At 60.6% G+C, this 6,584-nt stretch carries 5 protein-coding genes; all 5 read left to right on the forward strand.

Translation table 11 applies throughout. The features are described 5' to 3' along the window. The first annotated feature begins 22 nt into the window (after positions 1-22). Entirely contained in the window at positions 23-892 is an 870-nt protein-coding gene (locus MB824_RS08400) for a ParB/RepB/Spo0J family partition protein (RefSeq protein WP_238748009.1), read from the forward strand. 191 nt (positions 893-1,083) lie between these two features. Further along, complete coding sequence (gene trhP, locus MB824_RS08405; RefSeq protein WP_238748011.1) at positions 1,084-2,439, forward strand: prephenate-dependent tRNA uridine(34) hydroxylase TrhP; 1,356 nt, start codon at positions 1,084-1,086, stop codon at positions 2,437-2,439. A gap of 74 nt (positions 2,440-2,513) precedes the next feature. Further along, a complete protein-coding gene (locus MB824_RS08410) occupies positions 2,514-2,717 on the forward strand; it encodes a hypothetical protein (RefSeq protein ID WP_238748012.1) in 204 nt (67 codons plus the stop codon). A 90-nt stretch (positions 2,718-2,807) separates the two neighbouring features. Beyond that, positions 2,808-4,619 carry a translational GTPase TypA gene (typA, locus tag MB824_RS08415; protein WP_238748013.1) on the forward strand — a complete coding sequence of 604 codons (1,812 nt, stop codon included), beginning with the start codon at positions 2,808-2,810 and terminating at the stop codon, positions 4,617-4,619. A 605-nt stretch (positions 4,620-5,224) separates the two neighbouring features. Next, positions 5,225-6,584 (forward strand): ABC transporter ATP-binding protein (locus MB824_RS08420; RefSeq protein WP_238748014.1); only part of this gene is annotated, 1,360 nt, incomplete at its 3' end.

Here is a 6,584-nt window from a genome sequence, read left to right on the forward strand (position 1 = left end):
GCTCCAACCACAGGAAAAAACCATGTCCACCAAACCGAAAAGCGGCCTCGGCCGCGGGCTCGATTCGCTGATTGCCGGCAGCGGCAGCCTGAACGAAGGCGACGGCGAACGCTTGGACAGCGTGCCGGTTGCCAGCATCAAGCCCGGCCGCTACCAGCCGCGCAGCCAGATGGACGACGCTTCGCTGGCCGAGCTGGCCGAATCGATCAAGGCACAGGGCATTATCCAGCCGCTGATCGTGCGCGAATACGGCCTTTCCGAATACGAGCTGATCGCCGGCGAGCGCCGCTGGCGTGCCGCGCAAATCGCCGGTCTGACCGAAGTGCCGGTCGTGGTCAAACGCATCAACGACAAAGCCGCGCTGGCCATCGGTCTGATCGAAAACATCCAGCGCGAAAACCTCAACCCCATCGAAGAAGCGCAGGGTTTGAAGCGCCTGATCGACGAGTTCGGCCTCACCCACGACACCGTGGCCGAAGCCGTCGGCCGCAGCCGCAGCGCGGTTTCCAACAGCCTGCGCCTGCTGAAACTGCCCGCGCCGGTGCAGGATCTGCTGTTTGCGCGCAGCCTGGAAATGGGGCACGCCCGCGCCCTGCTCAGCCTGCCGGTGGCCGACCAGCTCGATCTGGCCAATAAAGCAGTGCGCAACGGCTGGTCGGTGCGCGAAACCGAGCGCCGCAGCCAAAACCTGCTCGCTGGCAAAAAGCCGGAAGCACCCAAGCAGATCGATCCCGACCTGCGCCGGCTGAACGAAACCCTTACCCAGTCGCTGGGCGTGGTGGCGGAAGTCAAAAGCCGCAACCGCAAAAAAGGCACGCTGGTGCTGCACTTCGATTCGGCCGACACCTTCGCCGCGCTGATGGAGCGGCTGGGCGTGGAACTGGACGCCTGAGCTTTCAGGCAGCCTGAAAGCCCGTCTGCCGACCCTATCCCATGCCCCGCCTTGCCCCAGCCTGCGAAAGCGCGGATAATCCGCCCCGCTTGAAATCCTTGTTTTCAGACGTTTTCAAACCTTTCAGGCTGCCTTCACATCCAAAGGCAGCCTGAAAACCGTTTCACCACACCAAACACAGCACAAACACCATGAAATCTCCCGAACTCCTGCTGCCCGCCGGCGGCCCCGAGCGTATGCGCACCGCCTTCGACTACGGCGCCGACGCCGTTTACGCCGGCAGCCCGCGCTACTCCCTGCGCGCGCGCAACAACGAATTTGCCAAGCTCGACGTGCTTTCAGACGGCATCGCCGAAGCCCACCGGCGCGGCAAAAAATTCTTTCTCACCTGCAACACCCTGCCGCACAACTCCAAGCTCAAAACCTTTGTCGCCGACATGGAACCCTTGGTTGCCATGAAGCCCGACGCCCTGATTATGGCCGACCCCGGCCTGATTATGGTAACGCGCGAGCGCTGGCCGGAGATGCCGATTCATCTTTCCGTGCAGGCCAACACCACCAACTACTGGGGCGTGAAATTCTGGCAGAACATCGGCGTCGAACGCATTATTCTGTCGCGCGAATTGTCGATGGAAGAAATCGCCGAAATCCGCCAGGAATGCCCGGACATCGAACTGGAAGTCTTCGTGCACGGCGCCCTGTGCATCGCCTATTCCGGCCGCTGTCTGCTCTCGGGCTACTTCAACCACCGCGACCCCAACCAAGGCACCTGCACCAACTCCTGCCGCTGGGACTACAAAGTCCACGACGCGCAAATCGACGACATGGGCGACGCCAAACTGCTCGAAGGCTTCGACTTCAACAAAGCGCAGGAAGAAGCCAACCAGGCCTTTGAAGGCATCAACGGCCAAAAACGCCACCCCAAAGCCGACAAAATCTTCCTGCTCGAAGAGTCCAACCGCCCGGGCGAATACATGCCGATTATGGAAGACGAACACGGCACCTATATTATGAATTCCAAAGACCTGCGCGCCGTCGAGCAGGTGGCCGAACTGGCAAAAATCGGCGTGGACAGCCTGAAAGTGGAAGGCCGCACCAAATCGGTTTACTACGTCGCCCGCGTCGCCCAAGCCTACCGCAAAGCCATCGACGACGCCGTCGCCGGCCGCCCCTTCGATTACAGCCTGCTCGCCGAACTCGAAGGTCTGGCCAACCGCGGCTACACCACCGGCTTTCTCGAACGCCACCAAACGCAGGAATACCAAAACTATCTCGAAGGCCATTCGCTCTCCAAGCAAAGCCAGTATGTCGGCCAGGTCAGCGCCATCGACGCCGACGGCTGGGCCACGGTGGACGTGAAAAACCGCTTTGCCGTCGGCGACACGCTGGAAATCATCCACCCCGCCGGCAACCAAACCGTAGTTTTGCAGGCGATGAAACGCGGCGGCGAAGCGGCCGAAGTCGCCCCCGGCAACGGCATCCAGGTGCAGATTCCCGATATGCAGGGCAAGGAAAAAGCTCTGGTGGCGCGGATTTTGAATCCGTAAAACGCTTTTCAGGCTGCCTTGAACCACCAGGCAGCCTGAAAACTTTGTCTTGCCAAATGACAGCAGGAGTTCCGATGAAACCGACCGATACCGAACGCGCCGCCCGCGCCGTACGCAGCCTGAAAAAGCAAACCACCGATGCCGAGCGTCTGCATCTCTGGCAGCAAACCGCCGCCGCGCAAGGTTTGTCGGGCGAGTTTGCCCTTGCCGCCCGCATCGGCGCCGAGCCTTACAGCGAAGAGCAGGCGCGGATGGTGGCCGAGCTGTTCGGCCGCTGAACCGCCCCTTTATCCAATGTAAAGCGCGGAAGCCACAGTTAAAATATGTTAGAATCCGCGCCTTTTGCCATTTACCGATACACAAACACCATGAAAAACATCCGCAACATCGCCATCATCGCCCACGTTGACCACGGCAAAACCACGCTGGTTGACCAGCTCTTGCGCCAGTCCGGCACTTTCCGCGCCAACCAGCAGGTGGACGAGCGCGTGATGGACAGCAACGATCTCGAAAAAGAACGCGGCATTACCATTCTCGCCAAAAACACCGCCATCGAATACGAAGGCTACCACATCAACATCGTCGATACCCCCGGACACGCCGACTTCGGCGGCGAAGTGGAGCGCGTATTGGGCATGGTCGACTGCGTGGTTTTGCTGGTTGACGCCCAAGAAGGTCCGATGCCGCAAACCCGCTTTGTGACCAAAAAAGCGCTGGCGCTGGGCTTAAAACCCATTGTTGTGATTAACAAAATCGACAAACCCACCGCCCGCGCTTCGTGGGTAATCGACCAGACATTTGATTTGTTTGACAATCTCGGCGCCACCGAAGAGCAGCTGGACTTCCCGATTGTGTACGCATCAGGTTTGAGCGGCTTTGCCAAGCTCGACGAAAACGACGACAGCAGCGACATGCGCCCGCTGTTCGACACCATCCTGAAACACACCCCCGCCCCCAGCGGCGATGCCGACGCCCCCCTGCAACTGCAAATCTCCCAGCTCGACTACGATAACTACACCGGCCGCCTCGGCATCGGCCGTATTCTCAACGGCCGCATCAAGCCCGGCCAGGTCGTTGCCGTGATGAACCACGAGCAGCAAGTCGCCCAAGGCCGCATCAACCAGTTGCTCGGCTTTAAAGGCCTGGAGCGCGTGCCGCAGGAAGAAGCCGAAGCCGGCGACATCGTGATTATTTCCGGCATCGAAGACATCGGCATCGGCGTTACCATTGCCGACCGCGACAACCCCGTCGGCCTGCCGATGCTCAGCGTGGACGAACCCACCCTGACCATGGACTTTATGGTCAACACCAGCCCGCTGGCCGGCACCGAAGGCAAATTCGTAACCAGCCGCCAAATCCGCGACCGCCTGCAAAAAGAGCTGCTCACCAACGTCGCCCTGCGCGTGGAAGACACCGCCGATGCCGACGTATTCCGCGTATCCGGCCGGGGCGAGCTGCATCTCACCATTCTCTTGGAAAACATGCGCCGCGAAGGCTACGAACTGGCCGTCGGCAAACCGCGCGTCGTGTTCCGCGAAATCGACGGCCAAAAATGCGAGCCCTATGAAAACCTGACCGTTGACGTACCCGACGACAACCAGGGCGCAGTGATGGAAGAACTCGGCCGCCGCAGAGGCGAGCTCACCAATATGGAAAGCGACGGCAACGGCCGCACCCGCCTCGAATACCACATCCCCGCCCGCGGCCTGATCGGCTTCCAAGGCGAATTCATGACCATGACGCGCGGCGTCGGCCTGATGAGCCACGTCTTCGACGACTACGCTCCCGTCAAACCCGACATGCCCGGTCGCCACAACGGCGTACTCGTCTCCCAAGAGCAAGGCGAAGCCGTCGCCTACGCCCTGTGGAACCTGGAAGACCGCGGTCGCATGTTCGTCTCCCCCGGCGACAAACTCTACGAAGGCATGATCATCGGCATCCACAGCCGCGACAACGACTTGGTCGTCAACCCGCTCAAAGGCAAAAAGCTCACCAACGTGCGCGCCAGCGGCACCGACGAAGCCGTGCGCCTGACCACGCCGATTAAACTGACGCTGGAAAGCGCGGTCGAGTTTATCGACGACGATGAACTGGTCGAAATCACCCCCCAGTCCATCCGCCTGCGCAAACGCTATCTGAGCGAACTCGAACGCCGCCGCCACTTTAAAAAACTGGATTAATTACGTCGACAAGAGGCCGTCTGAAAGCATCAACCGGCATTCAGACGGCCTCACAAACGGCAAACAACAAAAGGCCGTCTGAAACCTTTAAAAGGTTTCAGACGGCCTTTTTTATGGTGCAACAGGATATCCGGCGTATTGGCAATCTGTTTGCGAAACAGGTCTGCACCGAAAAAATATAGTGAGTCAAAATGAAAAAGATACAAGGCAGCAAGCCGCAGACAGTACAAGTAGTAATACAGGGCTGGTTTTCTTAGCATTTCCAATGCCGTAGAAAACCGCCCTCTTCGAGCTAGGGGCTGTTGACAATTGGTTTGCGAAGCAGATTTTGCGTCAGAAAGCGGCAGATGCAAGGCGAAAACGCGAGCCAATGCCGCCCATTGCGGGTGTTTTCAACGCGGCAGATGCCGTTTTATGGCGTAAAAACCGCCGCAATACCAAATGTCAACAGCCCCTAAGGCACAGCAACGCCGTAGATTTTTGTGTGGGCTCACTATGAAAACCCCAGCCGCGCTTTCAGGCCGCCTTTCGCCGCGCTTCCCGTTTCCGACGCAAACAAAACCCGCTATCATCTCCCGCACCGTGCAACCCGTCGGGAGAATCCCATGTCCCAGCCCAAAGCCCCTTCCCCCTGGCGCATCATCGACCCGGTGCGCCCGCAAATCCGCCGCGCGATGGCCATCGCCACCGCTGCCGCCGTCCTTTCCACCGCCGCCCTGCTCGTCATGGCGCAGATTCTCAAAGACCTGCTCACCGGTCGCGCCGACTGGTGGCTCGCCGCGCTGCTTCTCGTCCTCACCCTTGCCGCCTTTGCCGTGCGCGCCTACGCCTTCCGCGTCTCGCATCTTGCCGCTTTTCATCTCGAAACCCTGCTTCGCAGCCAGCTTGCTGAACGCCTCGCGCAAGTCTCGCTCGGTTTCTTGCACGACCGGGGCGCGGCGGCGCTGACCAAGGTGATGCAGGACGATGTGCGCGGTCTGCACGTTTTTGTTGCCGACAGCACGCCGCTTTACGCCCGCGCCTACGCCGCGCCGCTGATAGCCTTTGTCGTGCTGCTCGTGGTCGATTGGCGCCTCGCCCTGGTTGCCGCTGCCGTGCTGACCGTCGGCATGGTGATATTTGGTCTGGTGATGCGCGGCGCGAGTGAGTCCACCGCCGCCTACAACGCCGCGCGCGAGCAGGTGAACGTTGCTGTGGTCGAATTCGTGCAGGCGATGCCGGTGGTGCGCACCTTCGACGGCGGCGAAACCAGCTTCGGTCGCTACCAGCGCGCGCTGGATAACTACCTCGCCATGCTCATCGGCTGGTACCGCTCGGTCGGTGGCTCGGCGCGCAGCGGCATGCTGATACTGAACCCGATGCCGACCCTGGTCGTGCTGCTCTGGGCGGGTTTCTACTGGTGGCAGGCGGACGCGCTGCCCTTCGCCACCTGGCTCGCCGTGCTGCTCATCGGCACCGGCATGGCGGAAGCGCTTTTGCCCTATATCTCGCTCTACCACCTGATTGAGCAGGGCAAAATCAGCGCCGAACGCATCATCGAAGTGCTGGACGCGCCGGTGTTGCCGGTACTTGCGCCGCCGCAAACGCCAAAAGACGCCAGCGTCAGCTTCCATCAAGTCAATTTCCGCTACTCCGGCCGCGCCGAAAACGCGCTGACCGACATCAGCTTCACCGCGCCAGCAGGCAGCCTGACCGCGCTGGTTGGCAGTTCAGGCGCAGGGAAAACCACCGTCGCCCGCCTCATTCCGCGCTTTTGGGACGCCGACAGCGGCGAAATCCGCATTGGCGGTGCCGACATCCGTCACCTCACCCCGGAAGCGCTGATGGCGCAAGTCGCCTTCGTCTTCCAGGACAACTTCCTCTTCAGCGGCACCATTGCCGACAACATCCGCCTCGGCACGCCCGACGCCAGCGACGCCGAAGTAGAAGCCGCCGCGCGTGCCGCACAATGCCACGACTTCATCA

The sequence above is a fragment of the Kingella pumchi genome, assembly GCF_022288825.1.
GTDB classification, from domain to species: domain Bacteria; phylum Pseudomonadota; class Gammaproteobacteria; order Burkholderiales; family Neisseriaceae; genus Kingella_D; species Kingella_D pumchi.